Below are 19,726 nucleotides of genomic sequence, written 5' to 3' on the forward strand. Positions count from 1 at the left end.
TAAATGTTATTGCTTAAAATAGTTTGGGAGAAATGAAAATACAGGGGAGTAGCAAAAATGAGAATTGCAAAGAATTTAACATTCCAAGTTATTGTGGCCATTATTTGTGGTATTGCAGTAGGGGCAATTTGGCCGAGTGTTGGACAACAAATGAAGCCAATTGGTGAAACATTCATCAATATGATTAAAATGGTTATTGCACCGATTATCTTTTTAACAATTGTACTCGGTATTGCAAGTATGGGAAGTATGAAAAAGGTAGGCCGTGTTGGTGGGAAGGCACTATTATATTTTGAAATTGTTACAACAGCTGCTTTAATTATTGGTATCATCGTAGCGAATGTTGTGCGTCCCGGAGATGGATTAGATCCCTCAAAACTAAAAGGCGGAGATGTTTCACAATATGTACAAAGCGGGCAAGAAATGAAATGGATGGATTTCTTTTTACATATTGTGCCGTCTAACATGTTTGAAGCATTTGCAAAAGGTGATATTTTACAAGTGTTATTCTTCTCCATTTTATTTGGCGCAGGATTAACGATGTTAGGGAAAAATGGACAACCGGTTATTGATTTTTTTGAAAGATTATCGAAAGTATTTTTTAACATTTTATCAATTGTAATGAAATTAGCACCGGTTGGAGCATTCGGTGGGATGGCATTTACAATTGGGAAGTATGGTTTAAGCACGCTCATACCACTTGGCAAATTAATGATTTGTGTATATGCGACAATGGCATTATTTGTTTTTATTGTTTTAAATTTTATTTGTAAACTGTATAAATTTAGTTTGTGGAAATATTTAGCTCATATTAAAGAAGAATTACTTATTGTTCTCGGGACATCATCGTCAGAATCAGTACTGCCGCGAATGATGACAAAGATGGAAGACTTCGGGTGTTCGAAACCGGTAGTAGGTTTAGTCATTCCAACAGGCTATTCTTTTAACTTAGATGGAACAACAATTTATTTATCGATGGCTACTATATTTTTAGCACAAGTTTTCCACGTCGATCTTTCACTAGGTCAACAATTAACTATAATAGCTATTTTATTAGTTACATCTAAAGGAGCAGCAGCAGTAACCGGCGGGGGATTCATTGTGCTAGCATCTACTCTATCTGCAATGAATGTTATCCCATTAGAAGGTTTAGCGTTATTACTTGGTGTAGATCGTTTCATGTCAGAAGCACGTGCTATCGTTAATTTAATTGGTAACGGTATTGCAACTGTAGTTGTTGCAAAAAGTGAAAATGAATTTGATGATGAGAAGTATACGAGAGTAGTAGAGGAAATGAAACGAAAAAAAATGGCCGGGTAAAAAGTCAGCTTTGCTGACTTTTTTATTTTTGTAGAAAAGATGTTTTTAGATATATGCATTATTTATTAGTAATAATTAACAAGTATTCAAGTGGTAAATGAGATGAAAGTGATTAAAACAACGAATGTGTATGAATGCGAAATAAGGTTTGAACAACATATGGCATTTTTATGAATATTACTGTAAAAAAATAATTTTTTAAAAATTTTCAATAATAATACTTTACAAAAATTAAAAAATTAGTAGAATAAGAATTAGTAAGAATCGTCTGATAAATATATAGAGAAAAACAGAATTATCAGAAAATTCTTTAATAGCTATCGTTAAGAATTAGGGAGGGTACAAAATGAAAAAGAAACAAATGAAAAAACTAACAGCAGTTGTAGCACCGGTTTTAGCAATGAGCATGGCGTTAACAGCATGTTCTACATCAGGCGGAGATAAAAAGACAAGCACAAACTCAAGTGGAGATAGCAAGTCAGAGGGAAAATTAGCGGCAAAACAAGTGTTGAATCGAACAGTAAACCAAGAGATTCCAACGATGGATTCTTCTAAATCAACAGATACAGTATCTTCACAAATGCTAGGGAATACGATGGAAGGATTATATCGTCTTGATAAAGATAATAAGCCTATTCCAGCTGCAGCAGAATCTAGCACGAAAAGTGAAGATGGTAAAAAATATACGTTCAAACTACGTAAAGATGCAAAATGGTCAAATGGAGATCCAGTAACGGCGAAAGATTTCGTATATGCTTGGCAACGTCTATTAGATCCAAAAACAGCTGCTGAGTATGCATTTATCGCATTCCCAATTAAAAATGCAGAAGTGGTTAATAAAGGTGAAAAACCTGTAGCTGAATTAGGAGTGAAAGCGGTAGATGATCTTACGCTTGAAGTTGAATTAGAGCAAGCGGTACCGTACTTCTTAAACTTAGTAGCATTCCCATCGTACTACCCATTAAATGAAAAATTCGTAAAAGAAAAAGGGGAGAAGTTCGGTATAGAGTCTGATACAACAGTTTATAATGGACCGTTCGTTCTTAAAGATTGGAAGCATGAACAAGGATGGCAATTAAAGAAAAATGATCAATATTGGGATAAAAAGACTGTAAAACTTGAAGAAGTTAACTTCAGTGTTGTTAAAGAACCAGCAACTCTTATCAATTTATATGATAGCGGTCAAGTTGACTTTGCTTTATTAACTGGAGAGTTCGTAGATAAATACAGAAATAAGAAAGATGAATTCGGAACATATTCACAAGTGAGTACGTATTTCATTCGTATGAACCAAAAACGTGATGGACAAGATACACCATTAAAGAGTAAAAAGTTACGTGAAGCAATTGCACTATCAGTTGATAAAAAGAATTTAGCAAACGTAATTTTAAATGATGGATCAAAAGAAGCTGACTTCTTAGTACCAAAAGGTTTAGCAACTGGACCAGACGGTAAAGACTTCCAAGAAACGTTTAAGAATGGTTTAAAACCAAATGCTAAAAAAGCTGCTGCAGCTTGGGAAGAAGCGAAAAAAGAGCTAGGTAAAGACCAAGTTACAATTGAATTCTTAAACTATGATACTGGTAATGCGAAAAAAGTTGGAGAATATATTAAGGACCAAATTGAGAAGAACTTAAAAGGTGTAACAGTTAACATTAAACTTCAGCCATTTAAGCAAAAACTAAAATTAGAATCTGAGCAACAATATGATATTTCATACGGTGGTTGGAATCCAGATTATGCAGATCCAATGACGTTCTTAGATATGTTTGAGACTGGACATTCTCATAACCAAATGAGCTTCTCTGACCCTAAATATGACGGCATGGTGAAAAAAGCTGGAACGGAATTAATGAGCGATGCGAAAAAACGTTGGGAAGAGTTAGGAAAAGCTGAAAAAACATTACTTGAAGAAGATGTAGCGATTGTACCTTTATATCAACGAGGAGATTCTTATGTTTTACAACCAAATGTAAAGGGAGTAGTAAAACATAATATCAGTCCAGAATTTAGCTTTAAGTGGGCATATGTGACTGAAAAATAATAGAGTTGAAAAAGCATTTAAAAGTGGCTTAGCTACTTTTAAATGCTTTTTTGTGAGCTTAAAATACTAATTTTTAGTGTGGTTAAATAGAGGCGAATAAGGTGTATAGTATGTACATATAGTAGATGGGGGATAAATCCTACTAAATTAAAAAATAAGAATATTTAAAATAAAACTATTTACAAGTACGAAAAAAGAGTAGAATAACATTAGTTGTAATTTTCTGAAAAAATAAATATTTAGTAAGGGGTCTCTCAAGGATTGGTAATGTACATATAATTAGGGAGGGTATAAAAATGAAGAGAAAAAAGATGAAAAAGTTAACGGCAGTTGTAGTACCAGTTTTAGCGATGAGTGTTGCATTGACAGCATGTTCTGGGGCAGGTGGGGAAAAGAAAACGACTACTACATCAAATAGTGGGGAAGAAAAAAAATCTGATATTAAATATGCAGCGAAACAAGTATTAAATCGTACGGAAAACCAAGAAATTCCGACGATGGATACTTCTAAATCTACTGATACATTAGGTTCGCAAATTTTAGGGAACACGATGGAAGGCCTATATCGTCTTGATAAAGATAATAAGCCAATTCCTGCTGCGGCAGAGTCTAGTACGAAAAGTGAAGATGGTAAAAAGTATACGTTTAAACTGCGAAAAGATGCAAAATGGTCAAATGGTGATCCTGTAACAGCGAAAGATTTCGTTTTCGCATGGAAGCGCTTACTTGATAAGAATACTGCGGCAGAATATGCATTTATTGCTTACTATATTAAAAATGCAGAAGCGATTAATAAAGGAGAAAAACCTGTAACTGAATTAGGAGCGAAGGCGGTAGATGATTACACGCTAGAAGTAGAATTAGAAAAACCGGTACCGTATTTCTTAAATTTATTAGCATTCCCATCATACTATCCATTAAATGAAAAATTCGTAAAAGAAAAAGGTGATAAGTACGGTTTAGAAGCAGATACAACTGTGTATAACGGTCCATTCGTTATGTCTTCATGGAAACATGAACAAGGTTGGCAGCTAAAGAAAAATGATAAGTACTGGGATAAAAAGACTGTGAAATTAGAAGAAATTAACTATAGTGTAGTAAAAGAGGTTGCAACGAAAGTAAACTTATATGATACAGGATCAATTGATTTTACATTACTATCAGGAGAGTTTGTAGATAAATATAAATCGAACAAAGAAGAATATGGTGAGTATGCGGAATCAAGTACATTCTTCTTACGTTTAAATCAAAAACGTAACGGACAAGATACGCCTTTAAAGAGCAAAAAACTTCGTGAAGCAATTGCATTATCAGTTGATAAAAAAGGATTGGCAAATGTAATTTTAAATAATGGATCAAAAGCAACAGATCAATTGGTTCCAAAAGGACTTGCGACAGGGCCAGATGGTAAAGATTATCAAGATACATTTAAAAATGGTCTGAAATATAATCCGAAAAAAGGAGCAGCAGCATGGGAAGAAGCGAAAAAAGAACTTGGAAAAGATCAAGTTACAATTGAATTGCTAAGCTATGATGATGGAACTGCGAAAAAGATTGCTGACTATGTAAAAGATCAAATTGAGAAAAATTTAAAAGGTGTAACGATTAATACGAAAATTCAGCCGTTCAAACAAAAATTAAAATTAGAAACTGCGCAAGATTATGAAATTTCTTATGCTGGTTGGAGTCCAGACTATGCGGATCCAATGACATTTATTGATATGTTTGAATCGAAGAGCCCGTACAACCAAATGAGTTATTCAAATCCAAAATACGATGAAATGGTAGGAAAAGCAGGTAATGAATTAATGAGTGATGCGAAAAAACGCTGGGAAACGTTAGGGAAAGCTGAAAAATTATTCCTTGAAGAAGATGCAGGGTTAGTTCCTTTATATCAAACAGGAAGATCGTATGTAATGAAACCGAATGTAAAAGGAATTGTGAAACATAACATCAGTCCAGAATATAGCTTTAAGTGGGCGTATGTAACTGAGGATGGCGGAAAAAAATAAAGTGAAAGCATTTCAAAAGTGGCTGAGCTGCTTTTGAAATGCTTTTTAGTATGTATAAGGGAATAAATCTCGTTAGCCTATTGAGAATCGGGTAGGTAATTAGGAAGGTTCTATCGGAGGGATTTAGAGAGGTCAGTAAGTAGTAAGACAGATGATAGTAAGAGACCTCATGCTAATAAGAAAAATATAGAACGTAGTAATAGATTGGAATAAGGGGAAGGATGTTTACATATAGTAGACAGGGGATAATCCATATAGTAGTTAAAACGATAAGTTACTATAATAAAAAAATAAATATTTAGAAAATTTACAAAAATACTTTACAAAATCTAAAAAAACAGTAGAATATTAATTAATAAGAATTTTCTGATAACGAAAGTTAGTAGAGAATTTCTAAATGTTAATATCGTACATATAATTGGGGAGGGTACAAAAAAATGAAGAGAAAAAAGATGAAAAAATTGACAGCGGTCGTAGCACCAGTTTTAGTAATGAGTATGGCATTAACGGCTTGCTCTGGATCAGGAGATAAAGAGAAGGCAAGCACAACACCAAAAAGCGGTGAAAAAGAAGGTGGAAAGCTAGCGGCGAAGCAAGTGCTTAATTTAACAGAGTCTCAAGAGATTCCATCTATGGACTCTGCTAAAGCGACAGACCAAGTATCGTTTCTCGCTTTAAACAACGTAATGGAAGGTTTATATCGACTTGATAAAGATAATAAAGCAACACCAGGAGTTGCTGAATCATATAAAAAGAGTGATGATGGTAAAAAATATACATTTACATTAAATAAAAATGCAAAATGGTCAAATGGAGAGCCTGTAACAGCGAAAGATTTCGTGTTTGCTTGGAAACGTGCGGTAGATAAAAATACAGCAGCAGAATATGCATACATTATGTTTGATTTGAAAAATGCACAAGCGATTAATGAAGGAAAAGCTGAACTAGATACATTAGGAGTAAAAGCTGTAGATGACTATACGTTAGAAGTAGAATTAGAAAATCCAGTTCCTTACTTTGTAGAATTAACTTCATTTGGAACATTTTATCCATTAAACGAGAAATTTGTAAAAGAAAAAGGTGAAAAGTACGGTTTAGAATCAGATACGACGTTATACAACGGACCGTTTACATTGACAGACTGGAAACATGAAGAAGGTTGGAAGTTAAAGAAAAATGCACAATATTGGGATAATAAAACAGTTAAGTTAGATGAAATCAACTTTGACGTAGTAAAAGATAGCGGTACACGTGTTAACTTATATGAAAGTGGACAAATCGATCGTTCAGGACTTACATCTGAATTTGTTGACAAATATAAATCAAACCCCGACTTCTTTACACAAAAAACACCATCAACGTTCTTCTTACGTTTAAACCAAAAACGTGGTGGGCAAGATACAGTATTAAAGAACAAAGATTTACGTTTAGCGATTGCAAAGGCATATGATAAAAAAGGCTTAACGAACGTTATTTTAAATGACGGTTCTACACCTGCAGATTATTTAGTACCAAAAGAATTTGCTAAGAGCCCAGATGGAAAAGACTTCCGTAAAGAAAATGGAGATATTTTAAAAACAGATGTGAAAAAAGCAAAAGAGCATTGGGAAAAAGCGAAAAAAGAACTTGGAAAAGATGCAATTACAGTAGAACTATTAAACTATGATGGTGATGGTGCGAAAAAAGTAGGAGAATTCTTAAAAGGAGAACTTGAGAAAAACTTACCAGGTTTAACAGTGAATTTGAAAAACCAGCCATTTAAACAAAAGTTAAAATTAGAATCAGATCTAGATTATGATTTATCTTACGCTGGTTGGGGGCCTGACTACTTAGATCCAATGACATTCATTGATATGTTCGTTACAAATGGTCCTCATAACCAAACTGGATATTCAAATCCAAAATATGATGAAATTGTACAAAAAGGTAAAGGTGAGCTATTAACGAAAACGAAAGAGCGTTGGGATAGCTTACTAAAAGCTGAGAAAATGTTACTTGATGATGCTGTAATTGCACCATTATATCAACGTGGTGATGCTATCGTTCAAAGACAGAAAGTAAAAGGTATTGTTCACCATCCAGTTGGTGGAGACTACAGCTATAAATGGGCATATATTACAGAGGATAAGTAAGATGAGGGGCGTACAATACGCCCTTTTTTCTATGCACTTTTCTTCCGTGCTCGAATATATAAAATGAAAAAGGGAGAATCCCATGAAACGAAACACATACATCGATTTCCTAGCTTATTACGGAATAGGAAGTGCTCATCCTGGTGGCTTTACGTTAACAAAACAATTGTTAGCACAACTGCCTTTTAAATATGGAGCGAATGTCCTTGAGATAGGTTGCGGTACGGGGAAAACAGCGGCGTATATGACAAGTGAATTTGGTTATAAAGTAACAACGGTTGAAAAGAATGAAATTATGATTCAAAAGGCAAAAGATAGATGGTTGTTTGAAGGGTTAGATATACAATTAATTGAAGGAAATGTAGAGCATTTACCGTGTTTGAATAACTCATTTGAGTTCGTACTTGGAGAATCAATCATCGCTTTTACAGACAAAGAAAGGGTTATCTCGGAGTGTTATCGTGTATTACAGCAGGACGGTAAGCTTGTTGTCATTGAAATGATTATTGATAGGCACATTGATAAGGGTGAGGAAGAAAAAATCGCCCAATTATATGGCATGAAAGAACTATTAACTGAGAAGGAGTGGGTACAATTATTTCAGAAAGCAAATTTTAAAAGAATTACAATTGCTGGTGGTGGCACGATTGCAGAAACAATCTCTGGCTATGTAGAAGAGCCAGAATGGAATGTATCCTCACATATTCCGAATGAGTTATATGAGGCGTGGGTACAGCATGAAAATGTACGGCTTATGTACCAACACATTTTAGGGCATCGTATTTTTATATGTGAAAAATAAAGAAAAAGAGTTGGCTAAAGGTAGCCAACTCTTTACTATGTTAAATGAAAAATAATGCAGCTAATGTAATTCCGAAGATGAAACCAAATCCGAGTTCAACACCCCAGCCACAACCGCCGCCTCCCCAGCCGCCGCAACCACAACTACTACAACCACGACCACCACATCCGCAGCTGCTGAATCCACCACCGCATCCGAATCCACAACTATCACACCTGCTAAGGCCTCCACAAAGGTCACAACCACCGTTTGCATAAGCGTCGTAGTATCCGAATCCTGAATCAAAAGATGAGCGCTGTTGCACCGGTTCAATCCATACAGAGCTTTGTGTCACATCGATTATTTTCCCTAAATGTATACGGCCATCACGGTCTTCAATCCGAACAACTTTTCCGAAGTAACGTCGGCATGTATCATAACATTTTTGTCTATGCATGTTCTTTCCTCCTTCCGCATTACAGTAATACGATATGTAAGGGGGACAAGTGCGGCTTGTACGAATGCCCTATCTATCATAATTGTTATAGGAAAGGGGAAATATAAGAAGAGGATATATAAGGAGGAAAAGGCATGAAATCTACAGATCAGTTTCAGACATACGAAGTACCGTGGGAAGAATTTATTGAAGCGTTGCGAGAGGAAATGAAGAAGCAAGTAGGGGCAGATATTATTGATACAGTAGTTTGCAATTTAGAAGATGGTTTTGAAGTGTATACATATGTGCAGGGGGATTTAGATTTTGAATATAAGGAAGCGCTTGAGAGAAAATACGGAAGTGATGCGAAGACACCTAATGTGTTAACGATAATGTTATTAGCTAGTATTTATAATACAAGTGAAGAGAATATACGCTTGCATGCGGATCATAAAGAGAATCCGATTGTTGAAGTGTATGTAAAGCAATGAAACACGCTGTGGAAGGCGTGTTTTTTATTTGTATGATAAAATGTTAGAAAATTGAGAAATAAGGTGAAGGATTGGGAATTAAACATCTTAATTTAACAGTTACAGATGTAACAGCATCTAGAGCGTTTTTAGAGAGGTATTTTAGTTTAACTTGTAGCGGAACAAGGGGAAATGGCTTTGCAGTTATGCGTGATAATGATGGGTTTATATTAACGTTAATGAAAGGGAAAGACGTACATTATCCAAAAACATTTCATGTAGGATTTCCACAAGAAAGTGAAGAACAAGTAGATAAGATAAATCAAAGATTGAAGGAAGATGGATTTTTGGTTGAGGCTCCTAAACGTGCACATGCGTATACGTTTTATGTGGAAGCACCTGGTGGATTTACAATTGAAGTGATGTGTTAGTTAAAAATCAAACTTTTTGTTAAGTGTTTTTAAAATAAAAAGTAGGAAAAGTCTGTTTTAAGTGTGGAGCTTAAACAGGCTTTTTTACTTATATAATTGGATAGAGAATGCTAGAAGGAATATTACCAAGTGTATGGTCTGTTTACATAATAAAGTTATGGTGGGTTAGTTGTCCTAAAATACAAGTCATATATCTTGTTTCCTCTCATAAATTTAAACATAGGAATTTGTCTACAAAGGTGGCGAAGCCTCATCATGAAAATCCGAATTTGTGCCACGTTCATGTTGTTTCTATTTATATGTTTACCTTTATCAGCTTTTGCAAAAGGAGAGGAGGCAAAGGAAAGGGTCGTTTCACTTGTATATGACGATTCGGGCAGCATGAGAAATAACGATCGCTGGAAATATGCCAATTATGCTTTGCAAAGTTTAGTTGCGCTATTGGATGAAAAAGATAAATTTTCTTACGTTCCAATGAGTAAGCCGAATGATACATTAAACATTTCGTTAACGAAGGATAAAAGGCAAACAGAAATTGAGGGAATTGGAGAATGGAAAACGTATTTAAATACTCCATTTAGCGCAGTCGAAACGGCGATGCAATCTATAAAAAAGGAAGCAGATATAGATGGAAAACGTGAATTTTGGCTTATTGTATTAACTGACGGGGCATTTAATGATTTAGAGAAAGATAAGGTTGGCGGAAAAGAACAAATTTTGCGGGAATTAGCCCAGTTTAAGAAAGAAATGGATGCAAAAAAGATATCGTTACATCCAGTCTTAATTACGATGGAAGAAGATTTAGGACAACAAGAAAAAGAACAACTAAATACGTTCAAGGAAATATGGAAGAAAGAGATAAATGGTGTTACGATGCCGTCAAGCGGAGAAGATGGCATTGTAAAAAGTGTAAATCAAGTGGCAGCATTAGTTGCAAATCGTGATCCATTCTCCTCTGTTGAATCGATTGTAAAAACGAAAGTAGTTGGGAAAAGAGTAGAGATTACAACACCGTTTCCGTTAAAGCGTATGACGCTTGTACGACAATCGCCTTCTCTGCTCGATTATCAGGTCACACAAATTTCTAAACCATTACAATTACAATCTTCTTTTTCTATACATGCACCAGGCGAAGCGAAATTGTTCGGAAATATAGTTCATATAAGTACGAAAAATGAGGAAGTTATTAAACCAGGAACTTATACGATAGAAGTGGACCAGGACATTGAGAAAGAAGGACTACAAGTACTAGTTGAACCAGCGCTTAATTATACGGTTTCTACTTATGACAAAGATGATAGTAGTCAAAAAAATGTAGAGAAAATGTACGAAGGTGTTACTGCTGTTATTGAAGCAAAGCCTACGGAGTTACCAGTTCAGTCTTCTTACTTTCAGGCAGAATTAGAAATAGACGGAAAACACTACCCGATGAAGTGGGACGATAAAAAACATGTATTTTACTACGAAATGAAGATTGCTAAAGGGCTAGTGCGTGGGAAAGTTCATATGAACATAAAGGGATTTTACAGACAGACGAAAGAATTTAAAATCGAAGTAACGGAAAAACCAAAATTATCACTACAAACGATTACGAAAGATTATGAAGAAAAAGTAACAAATTTAGAGAATAGTAAACCGTTTATTATACAACCACAGTTAGATGGTAAGCCGATGACAGAAGAGGCTGTAAAGAAACTATTAAAATCTACTGGTGTCACATCTAAACAATCAATCAACTATGAAATAAAACAACATGGTAATCAAATTTATATTTATCCTCGCCCTCATTACTCCGACACATTCAATTTCACAGATACCGGCACCATAGAAGCTACCATCGTAGTGCAAGATTCAAAATTACAAGAAATAAAGAAAAAAATATCACTTCATATTCAAAATGCACCGTTTTATGAAAAATATGCGCTTATCTTTAAGTTTGTTATTCCTATCACTTTATTACTGTTAATAGTAGGAATAATCATTTTAGGTTGGATTGTCCGTCCAAGATTTCACCGGAAAGCACTATTGTATTACGAATGGGATCAAGAAGTAGCGAAAGATTGGTTATATCAATCTGAGCCAGAATTACTTAAAAATAAATGGTGGAAACATTATTTTGGTATTCCGTATAGAGCGGAAAGGAAGACAGTACAATCCGTTACGTTTATAGCAAAGAAAGGATCGAAATCGATATTTGTAGCAAAAGAATCCCAAGTAGTAGGAATGATTATTGATGGGATGTTTATAACAGAGGATGAGGTTGGAATGGAACATAAGACGTTATATCCAAATGAACTTTTACTAATTGATAGGGGATATGGTAAGGAGATTTACAAGTACGAATGTGAATAGTAGGTAGGGATAAGAAGGGGATGGAGTATGGATTCTTTTCTCCTTTTTTCAAACAAGCAAGAATAGGAAGGTGGTTCACATGACATTACAAGTTCCAACAATATTAATTGGTTTAGGTGGAATCGGTAGTACTGTGACGCATCAAATATATGAAAAACTGCCTGAAGAGCGCCGAAAAAAGGTAGCAATGCACGTATTTGATACAGATGTGAATACATTAAGTAAATTTGATCATATTCGAAAGTTTAAGACACAAACAAGTTCGAGTAAAACACCAAGGGAGTATATTGCAGGAGATCCAACGATCCCAGAGTGGTTTCCGATGGATCCGACTATACTTGATAAGCCATTAACAGAAGGAGCAGGACAGTTACGCGTTATTTCACGTTTAGCGTTACGTGCTGCGATGAAAGAAGATAAATTGACGTCTTTTTGGCAAGAAATCGAGAAAATTTTTCCGGTTACAAGCGATCAAACGGAATATGGAGTGCGTGTCATTATCGTAACATCACTAGCGGGCGGAACAGGTTCAGGGATGTTTCTACAAATTGCATTATATTTACGTGAAATGCTTCGGAAGAAATTGCAGCATCATAACATTTTAATACGCGGTGCGTTTTTAATGCCGGATGTTTTAGTAAAGACGAGAACAGTTAGCGCGAAAGAATTTGAAACGGTGCAAGCAAATGGCTATGCATCGTTAAAAGAATTACATGCTATTACGCTCGGGTCTACTGGAGAATTATCAAAACGCGGCGGTGTAACAATTGAATTAGAGTATCGCCCTGATCAAGTAGATGAAGACGGAAGAACGAATCATACAATTAAACAACATCATTTACCGTACAATTATTGTTTCTTATACGATTACGAAAACCTACATGGACACCATTTACACAATTTATCAGACTATATGGAACAGATGGCAAATACAATTTATTTACAGTTATTTAGCCCGATGTCCACAAGTCATTTTGCACAGGAAGACAATCAAATTCAGCAATTAGCAGAATCAAGCGGAAAAGGACGATATTGCGGGGCAGGAACGGCAAAACTCATTTATCCATATGAACATGTGTTAAAATATTGTGCTTTAAAATGGGCGGTGCAAGGTTTAGATGAATCGTGGCTTCATTTAGATCAACTGTTTCAAGAGAAGAAGCAAAGATACGATCAAGATGTAAAACGTGGGATGCAACGTGAAAAGCCGGAAAGAGGTAAAAGTTATTTAGAGGACTTGGAGCATCTTGCTACCCGTCCAGAGCAAGCTCATATTTTCTATAGACAAATGTACAATGAAACACGTGAAGGAGCAGAGGGTGGTAAGCTCGGAGTTGCGAAATCAAAACTGTTTTTAGAAGCTGTAGAAAGTTATGTACAACGAACGGTGCAAAAAGATGAGGAATTAAATCGTCTGCAACATGAGTGTAAAATTTCAGCTACGAAACTGAAAATGATGGAACAAATGAAAGGTGAAGTGGCAAGAGTGGATCATGCGGTTCGTTTATATGCGTATGCGATTCCGAGCCGTGTACATGAACATGTAACGACACTTTTATATGACATGATTGAATCAGACCGCTTTTCACCAAGTGGTTCTGAAGGGCAGTCCTATCAATTAAATACATGGTTTTTAAAGAAAACAGATCCAGTTCACCCAGTAGCAGCTCGTTTTATGTTATATGAAATTCGAAAGCAGTTAGTCGAAAAAATGAATCGACTACATGAAAATAATGAACAAAAGCGTAATTTAATTCAAAACTACGATAAGAAATTTAATGTGAGTAATATTGATGGAACGGTAACAGCTGTACGCCGAGTAGAAATTGCGCAGCAACAAGGCTGGTTTGGAAAAATGATTAATAACCAGCAGCGTTTATTTAAAAAGGAATTTGAAGATATTGTAACGCAGTACGTACACAAATTAAACGAATACCGTAAAGAAATGCTATTAGAACTCGTTTATCAATCGCTATATCAAGCAGTTAACAAAATGATTCAATATTGGGAAAGATTTTTTGATAATTTACATGAAACACGTGAAAATTTACTGTTTGAAATTCAAAAACGAAGCAAGGAATTTGAAGGGAAAACAAACCCAACGAATGTATACGTATTAGCTGAAGAGAAGTTGCAAGAAAAGATATGGCAAGATATGCAACAACATTTAAATTTAGGTGTATTACCGAAAGATATATGTGCGGAAATTTATATGAGCTTATACGGGGAATATTGCCGGGATGCGAAAACAGAAGAGATTCAATCGAAAAAGGTAGAAGACTTTTATCGTGAGCACATACTAAACTATTGTTACGATGAGTTACAAATACGCTATCGCGATAAATTAGAGCTGAACATCGTTGAAGCATTACGAAAAGAAGCGGATTATAAGAATCGTGATCGTGATGAATATGTTCGTGAAAAAATTGAAGACTTGTTCCATTTAGCAAGTCCATTCGTTCCGAAAGTTTCGCATCATAGGGAATTACAATATTGGGGTATACACCCATCTTTAAAGAAAGAATTGCAAGAGGAATTAATGCAAGAAATGTTTAAAGAAAAAGATACAGTACATGAAGCTTTTTCACCATTTGAAGTCATTTGCTATCGTGCACATTACGGTTTATCACTGCAAGACTTTCCTAAGCTTTCGTCTGGGCATATTGCAAATGGATTTATGAATGATAAAGGTGATTATTTTCAGTCTTACTATCGCCGAGTGAACAAGTTGAATAGTAAAAAATCTAGTTTAACGCCGCATTTAGATAAGTATTGGCACTTACCAGCCTTCATGCCAGACTTAAATGCAACGCAAACGAAGTTAGATTACGATAAATGTAATCGTGCTCTACTATACGCGTATATGTATCGCTGGATTAGTTTAGTTGCTGTTGATGGCCAGTTTGTGTATCAATATAATGGCGTTGGACGTAGCTTCTTAATTCAGTCGATGGGGAAAAATATTTCAAGCGAAAGTTATAAATTACACAGAGCGTTGCTTCATAACCCATTTATTTATGAAAACATCTTGTCCAGGTTTGAAGAAGAACAAGAGAAGGCGATGATACAAGGTGGACATTTATATACACATCCGTTTGTATTAGGTGCTCAAGATATTAGATGGCTTCGTAAAGAGCATGTCCATAATATTTTAGATATGATTTTAATGTATGACCGTGAAGCGAAATATGACCCAACGTTAGAAGAAACTTCTGATGAATTATTGAGGCTATTCCTTGATGAAATTGAGTTATATTTCCAAAACTATTACGGTACAGGTGCCGATATGGTTGCAAAGAAAGAGAAAGAAATGTTTATTAAACAATTGTGGGATCGTTCGTACGCGAAAGGTTATGTAGACCCAAATAGTGCACCGTATAAAAAGTGGCAAAATTTATTAAGTGTTCATGATGAGGAGGAAACATCAAAAACGAATGTTTAATGAATGAAAAGGGAATCCTTAAAAGTGGCAATACAACTTTAGAAAAGAGGGATTCCGATGCCGTTTTTAGGAAGTGTATATCAAATATTTGGATTGTATCCAGAAATTTATTATGGAATGATTTCAGCCGAACTTGCAGAACAGCAAAGGTTGGAACAAGCGGAAAACGAAGAACAAGAAACAGAAGCGTAACTGCATAGGAAGCTTCAAAATAAAAATGATAACACACTACTTGCTCTTTAAACGTATAAGAGTAAGTAGTGTGTTTTTGCTATTTAATAATCCCATTTTCTAAAATTTTAATAGTTGGTGCCACTTTCACATTAGCTTTTGAAAAGGCACTCGGCCAATCATCTTCAACTGTTTTCCATTCTTTATATTGAAATGCTCTCGCATAATCACCAAACCCGAATGGATCGAGTTGCTGTTTTTGGATTTTGTTGATTAAATCGTTTAAATCTTTGTTTAGTTGTTTTGCAATGAGAGAAGTTAATTTCTTTCTATCTTTGTCTATATCCATGTTGAATGTAAGTTCAGATACGGCAATTTTTAAATCCATTTTAACATTAAATTTGAAGTGGTTATCGCTATAGTCTGTACGGATATCACGATTCATGCTAAGAACGTTTATTGTTACGAAATCGTCACCTTCTGTATCTTTTAGATGACTATTACTTTCAACTGAATGAGAAGGAATTTTCATTGTAAGTGAAACGGGTATATTAGCTTTCTTTTGCAACATAAGCAAAAGGGCACTTTCATAACGATTTAAAGACATCTTATAAATTCCGCGAGAAGTTAATAGTGCAGAGCCTGTAACGATAACATCTTTTTTTCCTTTTTTTATTTCTGAAATGGCAGGTGTTATACCTTTATTAAACGTTTGCCTATGAAATTCATGAAATGGTGTGAAAACTGTCCGATTGTATAATTTATTTGTATTAATTAAATCTGTTAAATACTCGGGAAGGGCAGGTTTATCTTTAAAGTTATTATATATAACTGAAGAAACTGGACCGTCTACTGCGACCATGCGCATGTTTCCGGTATTTTTAGGATCGCGATACCAAACATCAAGGTAAGGCATAGCCCCTTCTTGTTTTAAAAAATTTGTGCTAAATAAAATGAGCTGTAACTTTTCTGTAGATACTAAACCGCCACTTGAACTATTAAACGTCGCTTTTGCTTCTCGAGGTGTACGCACTTTTGCTTCATGTGTTTCGTACTTTTTTTCTACGTCTTCATTAAAAGTAGGGTTTACGTGGTACACAATTAATTTTCCTTTTGCTTTTGCGTCAAAACCGTAAATTAATGAAATAGATTGTTTTTCTAAGTCTAGCCGGTCTCCACAGCCTGTTAATAAGGTTATGAGAAAGCAAGGTATAGTGAAATGAATAAAGCGCCTCATTTAAATTTTGCTCCTTTTCCAATGCTGATAAAGTGTCATGTATAAGAGAAATACGACTGGGAATAGAAAAACGATAAAATAACTGGCAGTTCCCCAAAATTCTCGCAACGCACTTATTTGGTAAGAGGAAGGGATATAAAAGAATAGAACGAAAATGCACCCGAATAATAAAATCCAAACAGGTAATGGACTCCCTTTTTTGTTAAGTAATTGATTGATTCCATCTGAAGCAGTGAAAATATAAGGAATACAAGAATCGAAAATAATGAAGAGATAAAATGATAAAAAGATAATTTCAAATCGTTCCAGAAATGAAAAGTGAAATGGTGTAACAAGAGAAAGAGTCGGCCATAAAAATTTCGTTATACCATCCGGGCTAAAATAAACGAAAGAAACGAACGTAACTTGTAGGTAAACAAATAAAGTAATCATATTTGCAATAACGATTCCTTTTTTTGCAGCTGATTTGTTAGTTAGATAGGGATAAAGGACGAATGCAAATTCGAATCCGAGAAACGCAATGATAGTTGATTTCACTGTGGTTACAACTGGTATCCATCCTTCCTTTAGAAAGGGAAGAAGATATATCCAATGACCATCTTTAAGAGGAATAAATAATAGTAATGGCATCCAAAGGGTAAAAATTACAGTGAAAACGGCAAAGCGACTAATAATAAGTACACCTTTACATGTAAGCATAAGCATTGGAATAGAAAGCAAAATCATAATTAAAAACATAGGAGATCTAGGTAAAATCCAAATGTGAATAACATACAGGAGGGAAAAAACTAAGGAAACTGCTGCAAGTACAGCATATAAAATCCAAAAAATCATTCCTACTCTTCCTAACCATTTTCCAAGATAACGAGTCAGCACATGAAGTAAAGTATATCCAGGATGCTTTTCCATAATTTTTACAATACATAAACTGACTAAAGTAGTGATAGCGCATCCGATAATAATAGACATCCAGCCATCTGTATTCGCACCTTGTGCAACTTCACGCGGAAGTGTAAGGACACCGAATCCTACTTGAACACCACTAATCGTTAAAATGTATTGAAATAAAGTGATCTCCCTCTTTGTACGTTTTGTCACTTATTCTCCTCCTTTTCCTCAACATCTCTTTGCCGGTTATCTTGTTTTAATTGTAGAGATAGTGGCCGTTTCTTCATAATTTTCCATGGGAAACGTACAAGGGTATCTTTTAAATCCGAAGCATATGACGGAGAAAAAGGACTACCATATGGCACACCAAGTGATTCCATAGAAAGAATATGGATGATAATAATTGCCATTCCAACCATAATTCCAATGACGCCAAATAAAGAGGCGGCTATCATCATTGGGAATCGAAGAAGCCGAATTCCTGCTGACATTTCTAAGTTGGGAATAATGAAAGAGGCAACCGCAGTAATTGATACGACGATAACCATAACGTTACTAACAATCCCAGCTTGAACCGCAGCTTGTCCAATTACAATTCCTCCTACGACGCCGATTGTTTGTCCAACAGGTCCAGGGAGCCGAATCGCTGCTTCTCGGAGCATTTCGAGAACTAATTCCATTAATAAAGCTTCTAATATGGGGGGGAAAGGAATTTTGGCTCGAGATTCTCCAATCGTTAACAACAATTTGAGCGGAATCACTTCATAATGGAAGGAAATCATAGCAATATAAAGAGCAGGAGCAAATATTGCAATAAATAGTCCAGTGAAACGAAGGAGTCGTATAAAAGATGGAATCATAGGTCTGAAGCTGTAATCATCTATCGTCTGAAAAAAGGATGAAAAGGTCATAGGTCCTATTAATACGCCTGGTGAGCGATCTACAACAACGGCAATTCGCCCATCAAGAATATGATGTGCTGTTGTGTCAGGGCGTTCAGTTATTGATAATTGTGGAAAGAGAGTAAAGGAATTATCTTCAACAAACCCCTCTAATTCACCAGTAGTAAGAATCGCATCAACTTTTACTGACTCGATACGGGATGCCATTTCTTTTACGACATTTTCGTTCGCAACATCTGCTAGATAAAGCAAAAAAATCTTTGAAGTAGCTCGTTCACCAACAGTGAATTCCTTCACTTTCAATTCGCGATTTGGAATATATCGACGAATAAGTGCAAGGCTGTCGCTCGCTACTTCATTAAATCCTTCGTGTGAGCTTTTTATGGAGCTCTCTGTTGTAGGTTCTTCAATACTCCTTTTTGGTGCCGCTTGCGTATCAAGCTCTAAAGCGGATAGTTGCCCGTTTATAAATAAAATACTTTTGCCGTGTAAAAGAGATTGTTCAATGTCTGTCCACTGTTGAACTTTTTTTATATTTCCGATAGAAACAGAAGCTTCCCAAAAATCGTCTTCATTCCACTCTTTAAATAAGAGAGGACGAAGAATGTTTATGTTAATAACAGTTTTGTCTACAAGTCCTTCCATATATATAAGTGCAGCTTCCTGTCCGTTTTTTAATGGAAAAGTGCGTGTTATTAATTCTGGAATACCGCTAAACAGTTTGGACAAGTGCTTTAAATTAAGGGAAAGGGAAGAAGAGATAGATTTATTTAATGCGTAATCAGCTTGTTCTTGGGTAGAAAAAGATTTTTCACCACGAATCCATTTATTAAAAGACCCCATTTGTTCGCTTACTCCTTGTTATGTTTTATATGGGTTATTATGGATAGTTACAAGCTGACATATGCGTAGTTTAAATTTTATATTGTATATTTTTAACTTTAACGCTATAATTATAGTGTTAAAGATGGAATCGTGATATGACCTGTTATGAATCTATCGTTTTATTTATGAATAAATGGATTGGTATTTTAGCAAGATGTGCTAATAAACTACTCCACCATGATGATAGCGTGCCAAAAATGTGGTGCGTATATTTTCGTGGTGG

General features: G+C 35.3%; 14 protein-coding genes. 10 read left to right on the forward strand and 4 right to left on the reverse strand.

Annotated elements, in window-relative coordinates; genetic code table 11:
* Positions 1–57: 57 nt before the first annotated feature.
* The 5 genes from MR143_RS11925 (at position 58) to MR143_RS11945 (ending at position 8,310) form a co-directional block, all read left to right on the forward strand.
* Entirely contained in the window at positions 58–1,320 is a 1,263-nt protein-coding gene (locus tag MR143_RS11925) for a dicarboxylate/amino acid:cation symporter (RefSeq protein ID WP_001216973.1), read from the forward strand.
* A gap of 346 nt (positions 1,321–1,666) precedes the next feature.
* Positions 1,667–3,364 (forward strand): peptide ABC transporter substrate-binding protein, encoded by a 1,698-nt coding sequence (locus MR143_RS11930; RefSeq protein ID WP_000730150.1) that lies wholly within the window; start codon positions 1,667–1,669, stop codon positions 3,362–3,364.
* Between the two features lie 296 nt (positions 3,365–3,660).
* Positions 3,661–5,376 (forward strand): peptide ABC transporter substrate-binding protein, encoded by a 1,716-nt coding sequence (locus tag MR143_RS11935; RefSeq protein ID WP_151522733.1) that lies wholly within the window; start codon positions 3,661–3,663, stop codon positions 5,374–5,376.
* Positions 5,377–5,813: 437 nt separating this feature from the next.
* Positions 5,814–7,508, forward strand: a complete 1,695-nt coding sequence (locus tag MR143_RS11940; protein ID WP_000823444.1) for a peptide ABC transporter substrate-binding protein — start codon at positions 5,814–5,816, stop codon at positions 7,506–7,508.
* An 82-nt stretch (positions 7,509–7,590) separates the two neighbouring features.
* Entirely contained in the window at positions 7,591–8,310 is a 720-nt protein-coding gene (locus tag MR143_RS11945; RefSeq protein ID WP_000828257.1) for a class I SAM-dependent methyltransferase, read from the forward strand.
* A 40-nt stretch (positions 8,311–8,350) separates the two neighbouring features.
* Here the strand turns inward: MR143_RS11945 and MR143_RS11950 are convergent, their stop codons facing one another.
* Positions 8,351–8,746: a hypothetical protein gene (locus MR143_RS11950; RefSeq protein WP_000555000.1), complete on the reverse strand. Its 396-nt coding sequence runs from the start codon at positions 8,744–8,746 to the stop codon at positions 8,351–8,353.
* 134 nt (positions 8,747–8,880) lie between these two features.
* Here MR143_RS11950 and MR143_RS11955 point away from each other — a divergent pair, with 134 nt between their 5' ends.
* The 5 genes from MR143_RS11955 to MR143_RS11975 all read left to right on the forward strand — a co-directional run bounded on the left by MR143_RS11955 (position 8,881) and on the right by MR143_RS11975 (position 15,612).
* The gene (locus tag MR143_RS11955) at positions 8,881–9,216 is read left to right on the forward strand and encodes a hypothetical protein (protein WP_000842901.1); all 336 of its coding nucleotides are present in this window, start codon (positions 8,881–8,883) and stop codon (positions 9,214–9,216) included.
* A gap of 71 nt (positions 9,217–9,287) precedes the next feature.
* Entirely contained in the window at positions 9,288–9,626 is a 339-nt protein-coding gene (locus MR143_RS11960; protein WP_000511527.1) for a VOC family protein, read from the forward strand.
* Positions 9,627–9,881: 255 nt separating this feature from the next.
* Entirely contained in the window at positions 9,882–11,978 is a 2,097-nt protein-coding gene (locus tag MR143_RS11965; protein WP_000702072.1) for a vWA domain-containing protein, read from the forward strand.
* A 79-nt stretch (positions 11,979–12,057) separates the two neighbouring features.
* Positions 12,058–15,420 (forward strand): tubulin-like doman-containing protein, encoded by a 3,363-nt coding sequence (locus MR143_RS11970; protein WP_046945594.1) that lies wholly within the window; start codon positions 12,058–12,060, stop codon positions 15,418–15,420.
* A 57-nt stretch (positions 15,421–15,477) separates the two neighbouring features.
* Positions 15,478–15,612 (forward strand): phosphonate ABC transporter permease, encoded by a 135-nt coding sequence (locus tag MR143_RS11975; RefSeq protein WP_001116180.1) that lies wholly within the window; start codon positions 15,478–15,480, stop codon positions 15,610–15,612.
* Between the two features lie 79 nt (positions 15,613–15,691).
* Here MR143_RS11975 and gerSC read toward each other — a convergent pair whose 3' ends face one another.
* Genes gerSC through MR143_RS11990 form a run of 3 tightly spaced genes read right to left on the reverse strand, consistent with a single transcriptional unit; the run spans position 15,692 to position 19,461 of the window.
* Complete coding sequence (gene gerSC / locus MR143_RS11980) at positions 15,692–16,828, reverse strand: spore germination protein GerSC (RefSeq protein ID WP_242280782.1); 1,137 nt, start codon at positions 16,826–16,828, stop codon at positions 15,692–15,694.
* Positions 16,829–17,926: an endospore germination permease gene (locus MR143_RS11985; RefSeq protein WP_000167006.1), complete on the reverse strand. Its 1,098-nt coding sequence runs from the start codon at positions 17,924–17,926 to the stop codon at positions 16,829–16,831.
* A complete protein-coding gene (locus tag MR143_RS11990; protein ID WP_046945591.1) occupies positions 17,923–19,461 on the reverse strand; it encodes a spore germination protein in 1,539 nt (512 codons plus the stop codon). Before MR143_RS11990 ends, MR143_RS11985 begins: the two co-directional genes overlap by 4 nt.
* Between the last annotated feature and the right edge of the window lie 265 nt (positions 19,462–19,726).

The organism is Bacillus cereus group sp. BfR-BA-01347 (genome assembly GCF_022663835.1).
GTDB lineage: Bacteria > Bacillota > Bacilli > Bacillales > Bacillaceae_G > Bacillus_A > Bacillus_A thuringiensis_K.

Bases quoted from the DNA above. Each gene is read 5' to 3' on its own strand.
- MR143_RS11925 (WP_001216973.1), top strand. From the start codon at position 58: ATGAGAATTGCAAAGAATTTAACATTCCAAGTTATTGTGGCCATTATT.
- MR143_RS11930 (WP_000730150.1), top strand. From the start codon at position 1,667: ATGAAAAAGAAACAAATGAAAAAACTAACAGCAGTTGTAGCACCGGTT.
- MR143_RS11935 (WP_151522733.1), top strand. From the start codon at position 3,661: ATGAAGAGAAAAAAGATGAAAAAGTTAACGGCAGTTGTAGTACCAGTT.
- MR143_RS11940 (WP_000823444.1), top strand. From the start codon at position 5,814: ATGAAGAGAAAAAAGATGAAAAAATTGACAGCGGTCGTAGCACCAGTT.
- MR143_RS11945 (WP_000828257.1), top strand. From the start codon at position 7,591: ATGAAACGAAACACATACATCGATTTCCTAGCTTATTACGGAATAGGA.
- MR143_RS11950 (WP_000555000.1), bottom strand. From the start codon at position 8,746: ATGCATAGACAAAAATGTTATGATACATGCCGACGTTACTTCGGAAAA.
- MR143_RS11955 (WP_000842901.1), top strand. From the start codon at position 8,881: ATGAAATCTACAGATCAGTTTCAGACATACGAAGTACCGTGGGAAGAA.
- MR143_RS11965 (WP_000702072.1), top strand. From the start codon at position 9,882: ATGAAAATCCGAATTTGTGCCACGTTCATGTTGTTTCTATTTATATGT.
- MR143_RS11970 (WP_046945594.1), top strand. From the start codon at position 12,058: ATGACATTACAAGTTCCAACAATATTAATTGGTTTAGGTGGAATCGGT.
- MR143_RS11975 (WP_001116180.1), top strand. From the start codon at position 15,478: ATGCCGTTTTTAGGAAGTGTATATCAAATATTTGGATTGTATCCAGAA.
- gerSC (WP_242280782.1), bottom strand. From the start codon at position 16,828: ATGAGGCGCTTTATTCATTTCACTATACCTTGCTTTCTCATAACCTTA.
- MR143_RS11990 (WP_046945591.1), bottom strand. From the start codon at position 19,461: ATGGGGTCTTTTAATAAATGGATTCGTGGTGAAAAATCTTTTTCTACC.